General features: G+C 60.2%; 16 protein-coding genes. 14 read left to right on the top strand and 2 right to left on the bottom strand.

Annotation, left to right across the window (positions count from 1 at the left end):
• Positions 1 to 16 precede the first annotated feature (16 nt).
• The gene (locus CLOEV_RS08760; protein ID WP_034443218.1) at positions 17 to 1,252 is read left to right on the top strand and encodes an aromatic amino acid lyase; all 1,236 of its coding nucleotides are present in this window, start codon (positions 17 to 19) and stop codon (positions 1,250 to 1,252) included.
• Between the two features lie 13 nt (positions 1,253 to 1,265).
• Complete coding sequence (locus CLOEV_RS08755) at positions 1,266 to 2,375, top strand: aromatic amino acid ammonia-lyase (protein ID WP_034443216.1); 1,110 nt, start codon at positions 1,266 to 1,268, stop codon at positions 2,373 to 2,375.
• 128 nt (positions 2,376 to 2,503) lie between these two features.
• On the opposite strand, the gene CLOEV_RS08750 is transcribed toward CLOEV_RS08755, so the two are convergent.
• The gene (locus CLOEV_RS08750; protein WP_051485000.1) at positions 2,504 to 3,208 is read right to left on the bottom strand and encodes a GNAT family N-acetyltransferase; all 705 of its coding nucleotides are present in this window, start codon (positions 3,206 to 3,208) and stop codon (positions 2,504 to 2,506) included.
• A 130-nt stretch (positions 3,209 to 3,338) separates the two neighbouring features.
• On the opposite strand from CLOEV_RS08750, the gene xth reads away from it, so the two are divergent.
• A complete protein-coding gene (gene xth, locus CLOEV_RS08745) occupies positions 3,339 to 4,139 on the top strand; it encodes an exodeoxyribonuclease III (RefSeq protein WP_034443214.1) in 801 nt (266 codons plus the stop codon).
• Positions 4,140 to 4,217: 78 nt separating this feature from the next.
• Here xth and CLOEV_RS08740 read toward each other — a convergent pair whose 3' ends face one another.
• Positions 4,218 to 4,748 carry a GNAT family N-acetyltransferase gene (locus CLOEV_RS08740; RefSeq protein WP_034443212.1) on the bottom strand — a complete coding sequence of 177 codons (531 nt, stop codon included), beginning with the start codon at positions 4,746 to 4,748 and terminating at the stop codon, positions 4,218 to 4,220.
• A gap of 153 nt (positions 4,749 to 4,901) precedes the next feature.
• Here CLOEV_RS08740 and CLOEV_RS08735 point away from each other — a divergent pair, with 153 nt between their 5' ends.
• The 11 genes from CLOEV_RS08735 to trpA all read left to right on the top strand — a co-directional run bounded on the left by CLOEV_RS08735 (position 4,902) and on the right by trpA (position 16,123).
• Positions 4,902 to 5,477, top strand: coding sequence for a DUF3793 family protein (locus tag CLOEV_RS08735; RefSeq protein ID WP_034443210.1), 576 nt, complete (start codon positions 4,902 to 4,904; stop codon positions 5,475 to 5,477).
• 32 nt (positions 5,478 to 5,509) lie between these two features.
• On the top strand, positions 5,510 to 5,938 hold the full coding sequence (locus CLOEV_RS08730; RefSeq protein WP_034443208.1) for a flavodoxin: 429 nt from the start codon (positions 5,510 to 5,512) through the stop codon (positions 5,936 to 5,938).
• 990 nt (positions 5,939 to 6,928) lie between these two features.
• Positions 6,929 to 7,153, top strand: coding sequence for a DUF1490 family protein (locus CLOEV_RS08725; RefSeq protein WP_008712061.1), 225 nt, complete (start codon positions 6,929 to 6,931; stop codon positions 7,151 to 7,153).
• Positions 7,154 to 7,245: 92 nt separating this feature from the next.
• On the top strand, positions 7,246 to 9,360 hold the full coding sequence (locus CLOEV_RS08720) for a heavy metal translocating P-type ATPase (protein ID WP_034443207.1): 2,115 nt from the start codon (positions 7,246 to 7,248) through the stop codon (positions 9,358 to 9,360).
• A gap of 338 nt (positions 9,361 to 9,698) precedes the next feature.
• Positions 9,699 to 11,183, top strand: coding sequence for an anthranilate synthase component I family protein (locus tag CLOEV_RS08715; RefSeq protein WP_034443205.1), 1,485 nt, complete (start codon positions 9,699 to 9,701; stop codon positions 11,181 to 11,183).
• Positions 11,183 to 11,758, top strand: a complete 576-nt coding sequence (locus CLOEV_RS08710; protein ID WP_034443203.1) for an anthranilate synthase component II — start codon at positions 11,183 to 11,185, stop codon at positions 11,756 to 11,758. The genes CLOEV_RS08715 and CLOEV_RS08710 overlap by 1 nt, the downstream gene beginning before the upstream one ends.
• Positions 11,759 to 11,763: 5 nt before the next feature.
• Complete coding sequence (gene trpD, locus CLOEV_RS08705) at positions 11,764 to 12,774, top strand: anthranilate phosphoribosyltransferase (RefSeq protein ID WP_008712054.1); 1,011 nt, start codon at positions 11,764 to 11,766, stop codon at positions 12,772 to 12,774.
• Positions 12,771 to 13,562: an indole-3-glycerol phosphate synthase TrpC gene (gene trpC, locus CLOEV_RS08700; protein ID WP_034443201.1), complete on the top strand. Its 792-nt coding sequence runs from the start codon at positions 12,771 to 12,773 to the stop codon at positions 13,560 to 13,562. Before trpD ends, trpC begins: the two co-directional genes overlap by 4 nt.
• Positions 13,559 to 14,164 (top strand): phosphoribosylanthranilate isomerase, encoded by a 606-nt coding sequence (locus tag CLOEV_RS08695; RefSeq protein WP_034443199.1) that lies wholly within the window; start codon positions 13,559 to 13,561, stop codon positions 14,162 to 14,164. The genes trpC and CLOEV_RS08695 overlap by 4 nt, the downstream gene beginning before the upstream one ends.
• Positions 14,164 to 15,348: a tryptophan synthase subunit beta gene (gene trpB / locus CLOEV_RS08690; RefSeq protein WP_008712049.1), complete on the top strand. Its 1,185-nt coding sequence runs from the start codon at positions 14,164 to 14,166 to the stop codon at positions 15,346 to 15,348. The genes CLOEV_RS08695 and trpB overlap by 1 nt, the downstream gene beginning before the upstream one ends.
• Positions 15,341 to 16,123: a tryptophan synthase subunit alpha gene (gene trpA / locus CLOEV_RS08685; protein ID WP_156938390.1), complete on the top strand. Its 783-nt coding sequence runs from the start codon at positions 15,341 to 15,343 to the stop codon at positions 16,121 to 16,123. The genes trpB and trpA overlap by 8 nt, the downstream gene beginning before the upstream one ends.
• Positions 16,124 to 16,179 lie beyond the last annotated feature (56 nt).

The following is a 16,179-nucleotide window of genomic DNA, read 5'->3' as shown; positions in this document are numbered from 1 at the left end:
TTGGAGGTGCGAAGAGTTGGAAAATTTGCAGTGGATCGACGATATCCTGGCGGCTCGCCGCGGCGGCTCACGTGAACCGGTCGTCAACACGGAATGCTGCACAAAGAAGGAGACGCTTCCCGACGGCTGCGTCGCCGTCATCCTTGAACTTTTGGCCGAGGGTGCGGCGGAAAAGGGCTGCCTCAAGCTTCAGAAGGCGGCGGAAGAACGCCTGAAGGGGCAGGTCCTGCCCGAACTGCCCTATGAGGACGCGGATGAAGGGACGCTGGCGGAGATGCTCGCCGAGGCTCTGGAAACCGGTGGAGAACTGCCCGTGGAAGAGAGGGACTTCGTCGCTAAAAGCAACTGTGTGACGACGGGTATGGCGATGTATATCTGCGCCGTCGCTGGACGCGCGATAAAGACCGCGGACGTCGCGGTATCGATGAACCTCGAAGCCATCCGCGGAGAGCTCGGCGCTTTCGACAAGCGACTCCAGGAGCTGGGCCGCCCCTATCCGGGACAGATCGAATCGGCGGAAAATGTGCGCCGCGTCACGGCGGGCTCGAAACTTACCACCGACGAGGGCCGCTACGCCTTCGGCTACGATAAGAAGCCGAGGGTGCAGGACGCCATCTGCGTGCGCGCGACGCCGCAGACGCACGGCGGGGTGCGCGACATCTTCCACTGGTGCGCCGCGCAGGTCGCCTCCGACTGGAACAGCCACGCGCATACTCTTTACAGGACGGAATACGCGATGGACGCGCTGGCGACGGCGCTGGCCGACCTTGCCCATACCAGCGAGCGCCGCAGCTTCCGCCTCTGCGATACGCGCCTTTCATACGGGCTGCCGATGAACCTCGTTCCCGACGAACTTGGCATCAATTACGGCTTCCCCATCATACAGTCGACGCAGGCCGCGGAGACGGCGGAACTGAAGCTTCTGGCGCTGCCGGCGGCGGCGATAAAGAGGAAAAACGTTTCTCTCGCCTATTACTCGGTGAGCAAACTGTTTGAACTCATCAGGAAGCTGAACCGCGTAATGGCCGTGGAGATCCTGATGTCGGCGCAGGCGCTCGACATCGTACACGCGAAGATACCCGGCTACCCCTGCGGCGCCGGCACGGCCGCGGCGCATAAATGCCTGCGCGGCGAGATCTCCATGATGGACGAGAACCGCTTCGTCGCGCCGGATATGATCGCGGCGGAACGTCTGACGGCTGACGGCGTGATCCTCAAAGCGGTGGAAGCCGCCGTCGGGACACTGAAGTAGGGGAGGCATCATTATGGGAACATACATATTGGACGGCTACAGCCTGACAGTTGCCGACGTCGCCAAAATGCTGAGCGACGAGCATCCTCAGGTAAAAATTTCAGACGAAGCCCGCGCGCGCTGCGAGAAGAGCCGCGGACAGATAGACGAATGGCTTAAAGAGGGAGCGCCGACCATATACGGCATCAACACAGGCCTGGGCGCATTGAAGGACGTGCCGGTGCCGCCAGACAAGCATATCGAGTGGAACAAGACGCTGCCTTACGTCCACGGCGCTGGATTCGGCGACTTTCTTCCCGCCGAGGTGACGCGCGCCGAACTCCTGCTGCGCGCCAACATCCTCTGCCGCGCCTTTTCGGCCGTGCGCGTGTCGCTGATCGAAAGACTGCTCGATATGTTCAACAACGGCATATCGCCCGCGGTCCACGGCGACGGCTCCACGGGACTCAGCGACCTCGCGCCGATCGCGCAGAACATCATGACCGTCGCTGGGCTTCCCGGCGCGAGAGCGATCGTTGACGGCAAAGTCGTGCCCGCCGCCGAAGCCTATCGCGCGAAGGGCATGGCGGAGACCTTCACGCTTGAATGCAAAGAGGTCCTCGCCCAGATGAACGGCTCGACGATGAGCCAGAGCATCGCCGTCGTCTCCTTCATCAGATTCCAGAGACTCTTTGAAAATTACCGCAAAGCCGCCGCCGGCAAGGTGGACCGCGACAAGCTCGCGGCCTGCGAAGAGACTGTGGAATTCATCCGCGGGATACTTGACTTTGAAAACAACATCACCTGCGACAATCCCAACCTCTTCGAGCTTGAAGACGGCACCTTTGAGGCGGTCATGGGCTGCAACTGCAGCAACACGCAGGTCGGATACGTGATGGACCTGCTCAGCGTGATCCTCGCGGAGATGGGCTGGGACGTTGCGGAGCTCTTCGGCGAAACGCCGCGCGTCTCGGCGCTGCTCGATAAACTGCGCGGCATGACGATGCAGGTCAGCGCCGACTCCATCCCGACCAAGGGCGGCCAGGAAGACCACGTGGAATTCAGCTATTCCGCGGCGAGAAAAGCCGACGCCGGCATAGAGCTTTTCGCCGAGCTGATGGCGGTCTATAAACTGACTGATTGACGGTATATACCAGAACCTGAATAAAAAGTCGTCTAAGCTGGAGGACGCGCCGCCTAAGGCGGCGTACCCCAACGCCTGGTAGCCTGCGGCAGAACGCCGTGAACTGCCGGGCGTATTTTTTGTCCTTTTCAGTTAAACAGCCAGTATGTCTTTCCTTTAGAAATCGCCATCCCCAGCTTTTTCTGCAGCGCCAGCGAGGGGCGGTTGCCGGTCACGACCTGGCAGAAGGGGATACTTCCCCGTGCCAGCGTGCGCCCTATGAGAAACGATTCCAGCGCGTATCCGTATCCGCGCCCTCTGTGTTCTGGAAGGACCTCCAACAGCCCCATACTGCCCTCGAGGTGTTCGCCGATGAAGCCCGCCAAGAGGCTGTCCTTAAAGAGGCCCCACATCTGTCCGCGGGAGATCAGTTCCCTGATATACGCCGGATCGTCCATCGCCTCGTAGCTGTGAAAGACAGTTTCCGCCTGCTCCTCTGTCAGTGGCCGGATATCGGCCTCCAAAGCGCGAGGCGGCTCTTTCTCCAGATAGGCGGCCTGGCAGACGGTGAGAGAATGTGGAAAACTCCGTCCCTGCGTGATATATGCCGCCGCATCCCTTTGGTGCGCCGCGTACTGCGGATAACTGCCGAGAGAGGGCAGTTCCTCGCATATACTGATCTCGTCTACGGAGATCATGCAGCTTCGGCTCTCCCGTTCGATGAGGATTACGCCGCCGCGCTCCGCGTAGAGGATATCTGCGCTGCCCCTGTCGATCGCCTCCAGCATGTCGATATGGGAAAGGGCGTCCCGCGAAAGATATTCTTTTGCCTTAACCGCCGTCGTCTGTGGCATTTTTTCGCACCTCAAAATAAGGATTAAATACGCGGTAATAGTACCATTACAAATGTAAATAGGCTATTCCGGCGGCGGGCCGCGTGCCTTATAATCTAATCATCAAAATAACGTATATGAGGTGCTGACAATGCCAAAGACAGACATAGCGACATTTAACGTGAACTCAGTAAAGAGCCGCCTGCCGATACTCGATACATGGCTCTCCTCGGAGAACGCCCCCGACATCCTCTGTTTGCAGGAGACGAAGTGCCGCGACGAGGATTTCCCCGCCGCTTTCTTTGAGGATAAGGGATATCACTGCGTATTCAAGGGAATGAAGAGCTACAACGGCGTTGCCGTGGTCTCGCGCGCCGAGCCGGACGAATTTGAGTTCGGCCTCTGCGACGAGGGCGAGGAGGGGCGCGAAGAGTCGGAGAACGCGCGCGTGGCGCGTGTCCGCTTCGGCGGCCTTACCGTGCTCAACACTTACATACCTCAGGGGAAGGAGATAGACAACCCCGACTATCTCTACAAGCTGCGCTTCATCGGCCGCGTGAAGCGGCTGCTGGAGAGAAAATGCAGCTCCTCCGACAAGGTGGTCTGGCTTGGCGACCTGAACGTCGCCCCGACCGATATCGACGTGACGAATCCGAAAAACAAAAAGGATCACGTCTGTTTTCACGAGGACGTGAAGGAGGCTCTGGCGCAGGCGATGTCGTGGGGGCTGGTGGACATATTCCGCGAACACCTACCAGGCGAGGGGCAATACACCTTCTGGGATTACCGCGTCAAGGACTCTCTCTCTCGGAACATCGGCTGGCGGATAGACCACATATTGGGGACCGAGAGCGCCGCGGAGCTATGCAAAGGCGTGAGGGTGGAACGCGGCCTGCGCGCGATGGACAGGCCCTCCGACCACACGGCGGTTGTCGGTACATTTGAACTATAGCGAAACCTTTTAACGACATGCCGGCGCGCCGCTGAAAAACGAGCGCCGGCTGTATCTCTGCGGCTCTTGGTGGTTTCCTTAACGCGGTTCGTTTTTCATGACCCGCTCGCAGAGATAGCGGAAAAAGTCTTTATATCCGTCATCCGACAGCGGCGCGGGAGAGGACATGACGACCAGCCGGTGTCCGTCAAAGCCTCTCCTGTACGGCGGGTGGACGTGTGTAAATCCGTTCGCGCGGTATCCCGAGCGCTCATAGAAAGCCTTCCTGCGGATCGAGATATCGTCTTCGGGCGGGTCTATCTCCAGGATGACGCTTCGCCCCCTCTTTGAGAGCAGCGCCAGCGCCCTGCCGCCGTAATCTTTGCCCCTCATCTCCGGCAGGATGCAGAAGTGCTCCACGTAGATGAATCTCTCCGTCTCCCAGCAGAGGAGCAGGCCGAGAAAGGTCTCTCCCTCGAAGAGAAGGTTGAAGTGATATTCCTCGTCGTCAAGCACGGCGCGTTGGCTTTCGTCCTCACGACGTTCATGGAGGGGGAAGCTCGCCGCATAGAGCGCCGTCGCTTCGGGGAATTTCTCGTGCCCGCTGTTTTTTATCCTTACCAGTTTCATATTGTCCCGCAGCCTTTCAGTCTGTCTCTTTTATTTGTACTGCGAATAGTATATTGGATAAAATTGCCTGTTGACAAGTTAGCCTATGCTAATGTATTATATTCGCGTTGGTTAGCGGACGCTAACAAATATTAAAAGGGAGATGCGGGGCTGATGGTAAAAAATTCTCTGGAATCGCTTATCACATTTCACTGCGCTCCGACGCTGGCGGGGATAAAGGCCGCCAACCTTTTTACGTGGCATCATACGAATGGGCAGAGTACGGACGGCAATATGGACGTCACACGCGCAAAACTCGCTCCTTACGGCATCAGTATGGAGGTCCTTTGCCGGTGCGACAGCCATGCCCTGATCTTCGTCTACCGCGCGGATATGCTGCGCGGGCTCTTCACCGCCGAGGCCGAACGCTTCCTTGAGGGCTGCGGATATGCCGCCGGCTCCGACATCGCGGAAAAGATAGCCGCTCTGAAGAGCCGTCTTGTTACGTGCGGCGAGTTTCCCCATGAGATCGGAGTCTTTCTAGGCTATCCGCTGGAAGACGTCAGGGGATTCATCGAAAAGAGGGGAGAGGGCTGCAAAGCCTGCGGCGCGTGGAAGGTCTACGGCGACAGAGAGAGCGCTCTCGCCCTTTTTGAGCGCTATAAGAGGTGCACGGAGTATTTTTACAATAAGTTCGAGGCGGGATGCGAAATGGCGCAGCTTTTGAACGTAGTACCGACATTCGGCTAGAAGTCCACAGATAAAAGAAAGGCGGAAGAAAAATGAGTAAAATCGCAGTGATCTACTGGAGCGCGGGGGGAAACACCGAGGCGATGGCGAAGGCCATAGCCAAGGGCATAGCCTCGGAAAACGTCGGGGCAGAGGTATTCAGCGTCTCGGAGTTCGGTAATAAGAGCGTGAACGATTATGAGAAGTTCGCTCTCGGCTGCCCTTCGATGGGGGCCGAAGTTCTTGAGGAGTGCGAGTTTGAACCGTTCCTTTCTTCGATAGAATCCGGGCTTGCCGGCGAAAAGGTGGCGCTCTTCGGCTCTTACGGCTGGGGCGACGGCGAGTGGATGAGGAACTGGGAGAAGAGAATGGCGGACGACGGCTGCCTGCTCTTTGAAACGGGGCTGATCATCAACCTGACTCCCGATGAAGATGGAATAAAACAGTGCGAGGAATTCGGAGCTCGCTTCGCCAAATTTTAAAAGATTGACCGCCAAAGGCGGCTGTCGATAAAGTTTTATGGCTACCATGCCGGCCATAAACCGCACAGAAGGGGAAGGTCTCTGACATGAGGACCTTCCCCCTCTGTTGTAAATCGGCGTAAATCGGCGTTTATACGCACGACTAACTTCATAACCGAGGGCCTGCCAATGCTCACCGCACACTAGTGCGCCTCCGCTTGGCAGGCCCTCGGTTATTTCGTTATTCGCACGTCTAAACGCCGATTTACGCGATTGCGAGGAAAGATAAATTGCGATTTATCTTTTAAAGCCTCCCTCGCCGAGGGAGGTGGGCCGGCGCGTGATTTTGCGCCGGGTCGGAAGGAGTGTTGCACTGTGTGGCGTATGTTTTCCGCGCTACACAGTGCCCGCGGCGCAAGCCGCGGAAGAGGATAAGGTCAGAACAAAAACAAAACCCAAGGTCAACACTCCCTGACCCCGCTTCGCGGGGAGCTCCCTCGGCGAGGGAGCCTTTAAAAAAGTAAAACCAACGCCACTCTGGCTCGGAGGCCGGAGCGACGGAAGGGCGCTAAATCGGCGTTTATACGCAGTGAACCAAAACGCCGGTTTTGCGTTTTGTGTGAATCGCGTAGATTGTACTCGGTCTTTCCGTCTCTCCTATATCATCAGGGTAATTCTACCCGTATGACCTTATGTTGTTAAATGGGACTTGACGTTTTCTATCTCTGACCTCCTTTGGTCAGGATGTCCATATTATATGAGTTTGTCCACCAGACGTGCCGGATGCTAAATAACTTGCCCTCTGAGTACCGGAGCCGTATTGGTCATACGGCGAGGACACTCAGAGGGCAAGTTATGACGCAGACGGCGCGTATAAACGCCGATTTATCTTTACCCTGCGATTGCGGCTATAAACGCCGTTTTTTTTGAAATCCTTTTACGTCGTTCTAAAAAAGATGTATAATTAGCTAAGGCTAATTAGCTAGAACTAACTTAGGGAGGTATATATTTATGAGGATCGAATGCGAACGCTGCCTGGTCTTTGCGGCCGGACTGATCGTCGGGGCCGGAGCTTACGCGATGGTGAAGAACGGAAAGGCGAAGAAGGCCGCCGTCAAGGCGCTGGCAAAGGGGATGGAGCTTCAGGAAAAGGTCGCCGCCGCGGCCGAGAGGACGAAGGAATCTGTCGCGGATACGATCGCCGAGGCAAAGTGCTGCATGGAAGAGGAGAAGTAATTCCGTTTCCGGCAGCGGTAACGCGGTAATTATTTTTTTGCAGGGTCCGCATTTTTTCGTGAATGCGGGCCCGGAATTGTGAGGAATGTTTTATGGAATTTGTCGTAGCCCACGAATTGCCCGGGCGTATCCGCCTGCGTACCCCCAAGGGGACCTTCTCGAAAAAAAACGCGCCGGCGGTGGAGGCGCTGCTTGAATCGCAGCGGGGCGTAAAGAAGGTCAAGGCGTCATATCTTACGGGCAGCATCCTTATCTGTTTTGAAGTCTCGTGCCGCGAAGGAGTCCTTTCGGCGGCGGCTCTCATGACCAGAGATTATTATGACGACGAGGAGCTTGAGGGGCTCCGCGGCGAAGCGCCGCAGGAGAGCCTGAAGGCGGGCCTGGCGGCAATGGCCGCCCGCACGCTCTTCCGCCTTCTGCTTCCCCTGCCCCTGCGTAAAGTGATAAATATATGCCGCGCCTCGTCATTTGTAAAAAGAGGGGCGCGGTCTCTTCTTGTTTCCCGCAGGGTCAATGTATCCGTACTTGACGCCTCGGCGATTTTAAGCGCCGTCGTCAGGGGCGATTTTGTTTCGGCGGGAATAATAATGACGCTGGTCTCCCTGGGGGACCTCCTTGAGAGCTGGACGCAGCGCAAGTCGAAGGAGGATCTCGCCCAGAGCCTCGCGCTGCGCGTCGATACCGTCTGGGTGCGGCGTGGCGGCTGTGACGTAGAAATGGCCTTCTCGGAACTTCATGTCGGCGACTTGGTCGTCGTCCGCGCGGGGACGGTGATCCCCGTGGACGGCAGGGTCGCCGAGGGCGAGGCGGTGGTGAATCAGTCGTCGATGACGGGCGAGCCGCTCGGCATCGTCCGGAAAGAGGGCGCGAGCGTCTATGCCGGCACGGTAGTGGAGGAGGGGATGATCGTCGTGGAGACGACCGCTCTCGGAAGCTCCACGCGGATCAGCCGGATAATCAGCGTGGTGGAGGAATCGGAGAGCCGCAAGGCGTCGATCCAGGGGCGCGCGGAACGTCTCGCCGACTCCATCGTTCCCTTCAACTTCATCCTGGCCGGCGTCATCTATCTTTCCACGAGGAGCGCCGTGCGGGCCTCTTCGGCGCTGATGGTGGATTATTCCTGCGCGATCAAGCTCGCGACGCCGCTGGCCATCCTCGCCTCGATGCGCGAGGGCATAAAGCGCGGCGTGCTGATCAAGGGCGGAAAATATATTGAGGCGTTAGCCGACGCGGACACCGCGGTGTTTGACAAGACCGGCACGCTGACCGTCGCCGAGCCGCGGGTGGCCAAGGTCATCGCCCTCAACGGATACGGCGGAGAAGATGTGCTGAAACTGTCGGCCTGCCTTGAGGAGCATTTCCCGCACTCGATAGCGAAGGCGGTGGTCCGCCGCGCGGAAGAGGACGATCTGCACCACGCGGAAGAACACGCCGAGGTGGAATATGCCGTCGCGCACGGCATCGTATCCAGTCTGCGCGGCGAGAGGGTCATCATCGGCAGCTCCCATTTCGTGTTTGAGGACGAGGGGGTAAAGGTCTCCGAAGCTGATAAAAAGGTCATCGATGAGGAGTGCGCGCACTATTCGCTGCTCTACCTCGCCGTCGGTACGGAGCTGGCCGGGATAATCTGTATAGACGACCCGCTGCGCGGCGAGGCCCGCGAGGTCGTCTCCGGGCTGAGGGCGGAGGGTGTGCCGCACCTTGTGATGCTCACGGGCGACTGTCGGCGGGCGGCGGAGAACACCGCGGCGCAGCTCGGCATCGGCGAGGTCCGCTCCGAGATGCTGCCGGTCGATAAGTCGGAGTATGTCAGGAGGCTTACGGAAAGGCGGCGCGCGGTCATCATGGTGGGGGACGGCGTCAACGATTCCCCCGCGCTCTCCGCGGCAAGCGTCGGCGTCTCGATGAGGAGCGGCGCGGATATCGCGCAGGAGGTGGCGAACGTCGTCCTGCTTGAAAACGACCTGCGCACGCTAGTGGACGCGCGGCGCATCAGCGTTCGGACGATGAGGAAGATACACATGAATTACCGCTTTATCGTCGGGACGAATACGCTGCTGCTGGCGCTCGGCCTCGGCGGGTTCATCTCTCCCGCCCTTTCGGCGCTGTTGCATAACCTTTCGACGGTGGGAGCGAGTATCTACAGCCTGGCTCCCGTCCTTGGCAAAGATATACGGGGAAATCGCCGGCAGTCTATTGACAGATAAAGATTTCTGAATATACTTTCTTCTAGTTGAATATGGCAAAACCGCTGACGTGGAGATAACGTCCGCCGTGCACTTACAGAGAGTCCGGGATGATGAGAACCGGATGGAACGCAGGCTGGCAAATGGACCACCGAGGGCGCGGGGAAAGGCCGCTTCGGCCGAGTATTCCGCGACGTGGGGGCATACGTAAGTTGCCGGAGATATGATGGTATCTCGCAAAGAGCACGCACAGCCGTGAAGCAAGGTGGCACCGCGGGAAAATTTACCCGTCCTTGGCAGAATGATATTCTGCCGGGGGCGGTTTTTTTGTTCCCTCCGGCGGGAATGGAGGTTTTTTTATGTATCCGACGTTGGAAGAGGTACGGGCATTGGCCCGCTCGGGAGATTACCGAAGGGTGCCGGTCTGCCGTGAATTGTACGCCGACCGTTATACCCCGGTGGAGGTGATGCGGACGCTGCGGGCCGCCGGCAGGCACTGTTTTCTGCTTGAGAGCGCCGATAACAGCCAGCGGTGGGGCCGTTACTCATTTCTTGGTTACGCCCCTACGCTGGAGCTGACCTGCGCCGACGGCCTGCTGCGTATCCGCGGCGGCGTCGACGGCGAGGATGTCCGGGAGCGCGTGGAGGAGGTTTCGCATCCGGGCGAGGCGATCCGCGCCATTCTCAGAGATCACCGCGCCCCCAAGGTGAAGGGGATGCCGCCATTCTGCGGCGGGCTGGTCGGCTATTTTTCCTACGACTATTTGAAATACGCGGAGCCGACGCTGCGCGGCGCTTCGGATGAGGGGCGGGACTTCCGCGATGTTGACCTGATGCTTTTTGACAAGGTCATCGCCTTCGACCACTATCGTCAGAAGCTTGTGCTGATCGCGGGAGTTCCCGCCGACGGCGTCACGGAGGGATACCGCGCGGCCTGCGAGGCGCTAGATGAAATGGAGGCGCTGCTGGAGAGCGGCGCTAAGGCGGTCTTCCGGCCGCTTCGCCTTAAAGAGGAGTTGCGTCCGCGTTTTTCGGAGGAGGAGTTCTGCGCGCTGGTGCGGCGCGCGAAGGACTATATCCGCGAGGGGGATATTTTTCAGGTCGTGCTTTCCGATCCTCTCACGGCTGCGGCCGAGGGCAGCCTTTTCGACACCTACAGGGTGCTGCGCTCGCTTAACCCTTCGCCCTATATGTTCTACTTCTCAAGCGACGATATCGAGATCGCGGGGGCCTCTCCCGAAACGCTGGCGCGGCTCGACGGGGGGCGGCTTTATACTTTCCCTCTCGCCGGTACGCGCAGGCGCGGGGAGGACGGCGAAGAGGACGCGGCGCTTGAACGCGAGCTACTCGCCGACGAAAAGGAGCTCGCCGAACACAATATGCTGGTGGATCTTGGAAGAAACGACCTCGGCCGCGTGTGCCGGCTGAATACGGTGCGCGTGGAGGAGTATATGGCCGTTCAGCGTTTTTCTCATGTGATGCACATCGGCTCTACGGTCTCCGGGCTGCTGCGTGACGACCGCGACGCCGTCGACGCCGTAGATTCCATCCTTCCCGCCGGCACCCTCTCCGGCGCGCCTAAGATACGCGCCTGCGAGATCATCCGCGAGCTTGAGGGCTGCCGGCGCGGCATCTACGGTGGAGCCGTCGGTTACCTCGATTTCGGCGGCGGCATGGATACCTGCATCGCCATTCGACTGGCCTATAAAAAGGATGGGCGCGTCTGTGTGCAGTCCGGGGCGGGGATCGTCGCCGACAGCGTTCCCGAGCGGGAGTTCCGCGAATGCGCCGACAAGGCGCAGGCCGTCGTGCGCGCGCTGCGCGCCGCAGAAGGAGGGTTATAATGTATCTTCTCATTGATAATTACGACAGTTTTTCCTACAACCTTTATCAGCTTATCGGCGCTTTCGATCCCGACGTCGCAGTGGCGCGCAACGACGCGCTGACGCTTGAAGATATCGCGGCGCTCTCGCCGCGGGCGATCTTTCTCTCTCCCGGGCCGGGCAGGCCGGAGGCCTCCGGGATCTGTCCCGCGGCTGTCAGGCGTTTCGCGGGAGATATCCCTATCTTTGGCGTCTGTTTAGGCCTGCAGGTCATCTGTTCCGCCCTCGGAGGGCGCGTGTCTTATGCGGGGAACCTGATGCACGGCAAAGTCTCGAATGTCTCCGCGGAACCAAACAGCCTGCTCTTCAAGGGGCTGGAAGGGGGATTTCCCGCGGCGCGCTATCACTCGCTCTCGGCCGTGGAGGAGAGCCTGCCGCCCTCGCTTGTGGTGACCGCAAGGTCGGACGACGGCGAGGTGATGGCGGTGGAGGACCGCGGCCGTCTCATCTGCGGCGTACAGTTTCATCCAGAGTCGGTGATGACGCCGGACGGCCCGGCAATCATGCAAAATTATCTTGAATCGATCAGGAGGTAAGGAAAATGATAAAAGAGGCAATCATAAAGCTGTCAAAAAAAGAGGATCTGAGCTATTCCGAGGCGCAGGAAGTGATGAACGAGGTGATGGACGGAAAGACGAGCCAGGTCCAGACCGCGGCCTATCTCACGGCGCTGTCGCTCAAAGGCGAGACTACGGAGGAGATCACCGGGTCGGCGGCGGGGATGCGCCGGCACTGTGTCAAACTCCTGCACGAGATGGACGTGCTGGAGATCGTCGGCACCGGCGGCGATAACGCCAACTCCTTCAATATTTCGACGACCTCGGCGCTGGTGATCGCCGCCGGCGGCGTGCCTGTCGCCAAGCACGGCAACCGCGCCGCCTCTTCCAAGTGCGGCGCCGCCGACGTGCTCGAGGCGCTCGGCGTGAAGATAACCCTCCCCCCGGAGGAGAGCGCGAGGCTGCTGAAGGAGATAAATATCTGCTTTCTCTTCGCGCAGAACTATCACCTCGCGATGAAGTACGTGGCGCCGATCCGCAAAGAGCTCAGCATCCGCACCGTATTCAACATACTCGGCCCGCTCACCAACCCCGCCGGGGCGAACCGCGAGCTGATGGGCGTCTACGAGGAATCCCTCGTGGAGCCGCTTGCGCAGGTGATGTCCAGGCTCGGCGTCGTGCGCGGCATGGTCGTCTACGGACAGGACAGGCTGGACGAGATATCGATGAGCGCGCCGACGTCGGTATGTGAGATAAGGGAGGGCTGGTTCCAGTCCTACGAGATAACGCCCGAGCGTTTCGGCTACAGCCGCTGCGACAAATCCGAGTTAGTCGGCGGCACGCCGGCGGAGAATGCCGTAATAACGAGGGATATCCTTACCGGCAAAGAATGCGGCGCGAAGCGGCAGGCCGTCTGTCTGAACGCGGGAGCGGCTCTCTATATCGGCGGCGGCGCCGTGTCGATGGAGGATGGCGTGCGGATGGCCGAGAGCCTTATCGACTCGGGCGCGGCGCTGAAAAAGCTGGACGAATTTGTCAGGGAGAGCAATCGTTGAATATTCTCGCGGAGATCGCCGCGCGGACGAAGCTGCGGGCGGCCGAGGATAAGAAGTGCCTGCCGCTTGCGGAGGTGCGGCGTCTGGCCGAGTCCGCTGCCAAAGGCGCGGCCTCCTTTGCCTTTGAGAGGGCTCTGCGCGGGGAGGATATCTCCTTCATCTGCGAGGTCAAACGGGCCTCACCCTCAAAGGGGCTCATCGCGCGGGATTTTCCTTACCTGGATATAGCCCGCGATTACCAGGCGGCGGGCGCGGCGGCGGTCTCCTGCCTCACCGAGCCCTATTGGTTCAAAGGGGAGGACCGTTGCCTGCGCGAGATATCCGCGGCGCTCTCGATCCCGGTCCTGCGCAAGGATTTTACCGTGGACGAGTACATGGTCTACGCCGCGCGGGCGCTCGGCGCTTCGGCGGTGCTGCTGATAGTCTCCATCCTTGACGACGCGCGGCTGCTCTCTTACAGGCAGCTGGCCGACGAGCTCGGCCTCTCTTCCCTGGTCGAGGCGCACGACGAGGAGGAGGTCGAGCGGGCGCTTAAGGCGGGAGCGAGGGTCGTGGGCGTCAATAACCGCGATCTCAGGACCTTTCAGGTCGACATGGAGGTGAGCCGCCGCCTGCGCCCTTTGGTGCCCTCTGAGGTCGTCTTCGTCTCCGAGAGCGGCGTGAACGGCGCGGAAGATATTCAAAAACTGCGGCGATACGGCGTAGACGCCGTGCTTATCGGTGAAAAGCTGATGCGCGCGGCGGACAGGCGCGCGATGCTTGACGAATTGCGGGACGGCGCAAGATGACGAAGATAAAAATATGCGGCCTTTCGCGCCGCTGCGATATCGGCTTTGTCAATCGCTGCGGGCCGGATTACGCCGGCTTCGTCGTCAACGTGCCCAAGAGCCGCCGCAGCGTGACACCGGAAGAGGCGCGGGCGCTTTCGGCGCTGCTTTCGCCCGATATCATGCCGGTCGGCGTCTTTGTCAACGAAAGGGCCGAGGTCGTAGCCTCCATGCTGAACGACGGGATAATTTTTGCCGCCCAGCTGCACGGGAGCGAGGATGAGGATTATATCGGCGCTCTGCGGCGGTGCACAGGCGGGATATTGATCCAGGCCTTCAGCGTCGCCTCGCCCTCCGATATGGAGCGCGCCGCGGCGAGCCCGGCGGATTACGTTCTGCTCGACAGCGGCGGCGGCACCGGCCGGACGTTCGACTGGCGGCTGATAAAGGGTTTTAAAAGGCCGTACTTTCTCGCCGGAGGACTGGGAGCGGACAATCTGCCCGCTGCGCTGGCGGAGCTGCGGCCCTTCGCGGTGGATATGAGCAGCGGCGTGGAGACGGGCGGCGTCAAAGACCCCGCAAAGATAGAGGCGGCGGTGGCCGCCGTCAGGAGGTATTCATAATGAGCAAAGGACGGTTTGGCGTCCACGGCGGACAATACATACCAGAAACGCTGATGAACGCCGTTATTGAGCTTGAAGAGGCATACAGCCATTACAAGGACGACGCCGATTTCAACCGGGAACTGACGGCGCTGCTCAACGATTACGCGGGGCGTCCCTCGCGGCTGTACTTCGCGCGGCGCATGACCGCCGACCTCGGCGGCGCGAAGATATATCTGAAACGCGAGGATCTAAACCACACCGGCGCGCACAAGATAAACAACGTGCTGGGGCAGGTGCTGCTGGCCGTGCGCATGGGAAAGAGGCGCGTCATCGCCGAAACGGGCGCGGGGCAGCACGGCGTGGCTACGGCCACCGCCGCGGCGCTGATGGGGCTAGAGTGCGAGGTCTTCATGGGGCGCGAGGATACAGAGCGGCAGGCGCTCAACGTCTACCGTATGCGGCTGCTGGGGGCGAAGGTGCATGCCGTGGAGAGCGGAACCGGCACCCTCAAGGACGCCGTCAGCGAAACGATGCGCGAATGGACGAGCCGTATCAGCGACACCCATTATGTGTTGGGCTCATGCATGGGGCCGCATCCATTCCCGACGATCGTGCGCGACTTCCAGGCGGTGATCTCAAAGGAGATCAGGGAGCAGCTGCTCGCGGCGGAGGGCAAACTGCCGGACGCGGTGCTGGCCTGCGTCGGAGGCGGTTCCAACGCGATCGGGGCCTTCTATCATTTTATCCCCGACGCCGGCGTGCGGCTCATCGGCTGCGAGGCGGCGGGGCGCGGCGCGGATACGCCGGAGACGGCGGCGACCATCGCCACCGGCAGGCCCGGCATCTTCCACGGCATGAAATCATACTTCTGCCAGGACGAATACGGGCAGATCGCTCCCGTTTATTCCATCTCGGCTGGGCTGGATTATCCCGGGATCGGGCCGGAACACGCGCACCTGCATGACACTGGGCGCGCCGAATACGTGGCCGTCACCGACGCGGAGGCGGTAGAGGCCTTTGAATACCTCTCGCGCACGGAGGGGATCATCCCCGCCATCGAGAGCGCGCACGCCGTCGCCCACGCGCGGAAGATCGCGCCGCTGATGGGCAAAGAGCAGATAATCGTCATCAACCTGTCGGGCCGCGGCGACAAGGACTGCGCGGCGATCGCCCGTTACCGGGGGGAGGATATCCATGAGTAGGCTGCGCGACGCATTCAAGGCCGGCAAGGCCTTCATCCCGTTCATCACCTGCGGCGACCCGAGCCTTGCGGCCACTGAGCGGCTCGTCCGCGCGACGGCGGAGGCCGGGGCGGATATTATCGAGCTCGGCATTCCCTTCTCCGACCCGACGGCGGAGGGGCCGGTGATCCAGGCGGCCAACGTGCGCGCTCTCGCGGGCGGCGTCACCGCCGATAAAATTTTCGCGATGGTCCGCCGTCTCCGCGAGAGGATCGATACGCCGATGGTATTTATGACCTATGCCAACGTGGTCTATTCTTATGGGACAGAAAGCTTTGTAAAAATTGCCTCTGATCTTGAAATAGACGGACTGATACTGCCCGATGTTCCTTTTGAAGAGAAAGAGGAATTTGCCGCGCCCTGCCGCGCCGCGGGGCTGGAGCTCGTCTCGCTGATCGCGCCGACCTCCAACGACCGCATCTCGCTGATCGCGCGCGCCGCGGAGGGGTTCGTCTACTGCGTATCGTCGCTTGGCGTGACGGGCGTCAGGAGCGAGATAACGACCGACGTCGGCGCGATGGTGCGGCTCGTGAAAAAAGAGAGGGAAATCCCCTGCGCCGTAGGCTTCGGCATCTCGACGCCGGAACAGGCGCGGCGGATGGCCTCCGCCGCCGACGGGGTGATCGTCGGCAGCGCCGTCGTCAAGCTCTGCGCGCAATACGGCGAGGAGGCCGCGCCCTATGTGGCGGAGTACGTCAGGGAGATGAAGGCCGCCGTAAGAGAGGGCGGACGGTAAGGCGAAGTGGGCTGCGGAACGCCGCCGGGCGCCGCAGCCCATTTCGCATCTCCTCC

The sequence above is a fragment of the Cloacibacillus evryensis DSM 19522 genome (genome assembly GCF_000585335.1).
Taxonomy (GTDB): Bacteria; Synergistota; Synergistia; order Synergistales; family Synergistaceae; genus Cloacibacillus; species Cloacibacillus evryensis.
This window is presented reverse-complemented; position numbering and strand designations above follow the sequence as displayed.